General features: G+C 52.1%; 2 protein-coding genes. Both read left to right on the top strand.

The genetic code is table 11. The annotated features are described in order from the left end of the window. Positions 1-518, top strand: a 518-nt coding sequence (locus tag HNQ59_RS19365; protein ID WP_425491414.1) for a DUF2515 family protein, incomplete at its 5' end; no start/stop codon positions are given. Positions 519-625: 107 nt separating this feature from the next. Then, the gene (locus HNQ59_RS19360) at positions 626-1,426 is read left to right on the top strand and encodes a hypothetical protein (protein ID WP_184042026.1); all 801 of its coding nucleotides are present in this window, start codon (positions 626-628) and stop codon (positions 1,424-1,426) included. Positions 1,427-1,563: the final 137 nt, after the last annotated feature.

Below are 1,563 nucleotides of genomic sequence, written 5' to 3'. Positions count from 1 at the left end.
GCCATGATCCGGTGCTGCGCAACCTGCAACTGCAGCCCTGGGCGGAGGAATCCTTGCCGATTTTGAAGCACCTGCAGATTTCGCCGTTTATTGAAAAAGCATTTCGCAAGATTCCCGAGATTGAAGCTGCACCAAATAAAAAGTCGAAAGCCAAGAGCCAGCTTGAGCACCTGCTGGCCATCGCTGAGCACGAGCAGGGCGTGGTGCTACAGCCCTTGATCTACGAACAGGCGGATTTCAAGCGGGCTCTGGCCACCATGCGCAGCTGGCCAATCCGCTGGATTTCTCCCAAGCAGCAGATTGTGTTCACCAATCATTGTGAAACGGATGACCCTAAGCTGAAATCAGAAGCGCCAGAAGATATGATTGTGGAGGATTACAGGAGTCGCATGGGCTGGATTGGAAAAGCAGCAGACAAGTTTCACGGGCTGATGCAGGAAAGTACGGCTTTCATGGAAATCCAGTTGAGCGCCATTGCCGACTGGGCCCTGGCCAAGGCCCGAGAGGACGAACAATGAAAGGTAGGAGAAAAGGCATCTGGATAGCCCAACTACTGTTGTTTTGTACATTGTTAGGCTGTACCGACCCGAGTCAAACCGAACATATTAATAAAGACAAACAAAGTATGAATACATTCACTGAAAATGCCCCGATTTCCTTATCTCTCGGTGAGTCCGCAGAAAGTTGGCTGGCTAAATTTCCCAAAATGCAGGTGGATAAACAGCCAGCCGGGCTGAATTTTTATGATGTGCAGATCAATCATAAGAAAGAAAAAATGTTGACCATTCGATTTGAGTCTGGCAAACATTCTTTCAACATTAATCATGTGCTGGGACTACAGGGAACCGAAAACATCGACAGGCCGACTGAGCATATATATAAAATTCTCATCCAGGCGGGTTTGTCTGTAGAAGATGAAGAAATGCACGACCAGGCCCGGCAGGCATTCTTCAAGCTGCTGGACGACATCGTGAAAGCAGGGTGGAAGCCGTATCTTTCTGAAGCCTACCCGAGGCTCACGGCCAAGGAGATTGTGCGGCGGGTAATTGCAAAAGAGTCATATGCAGACATGAACCTTCGTCCCGAGTACACACCTACGCTGGAAGAGTGGATGCAATTAGGGGACGGTCTGTACTGGAATTTCCATGCCAACCATGTCGAGATGCAAATCCGACTGTCCCGCGACATCACCCGGCTTGATCCACACAAACCCGGTGCCTATTTCATGTCCATCACCATCCGGCCCATGACCCATGCCATGCAGGATGGCATGACACCAGGGGAACGACTCAACTGGCGCGCAGTCTGGTTGAAAAGCCTTGCTGAAGATCAGGCCACACGAGCCACAGCCGAGGCCAAGGAAAAAGCCGCAGGCCACCAGATCGACACCGATTACCAAGACCCACCCATGCCACCTGAGCACTGATGCCCCGCATGTGCCATGGCAGCGGCTGAGCACGGCAGCCCAAGGCCGGTGGTGGTCGAGCGTTTTGTGTGTTGGGAGGGGATGAACCAGCTGGGCCGGATCGAGGTGGATGTGTTGCTGGATCAGGTGCTGATCGA

The sequence above is a fragment of the Chitinivorax tropicus genome (genome assembly GCF_014202905.1).
Taxonomy (GTDB): Bacteria; Pseudomonadota; Gammaproteobacteria; order Burkholderiales; family SCOH01; genus Chitinivorax; species Chitinivorax tropicus.
The sequence above is the reverse complement of the archived record's forward strand: the minus strand, read 5'-3'. Positions and strand labels throughout refer to the sequence as shown.

Bases quoted from the DNA above. Each gene is read 5' to 3' on its own strand.
- HNQ59_RS19360 (WP_184042026.1), top strand. From the start codon at position 626: ATGAATACATTCACTGAAAATGCCCCGATTTCCTTATCTCTCGGTGAG.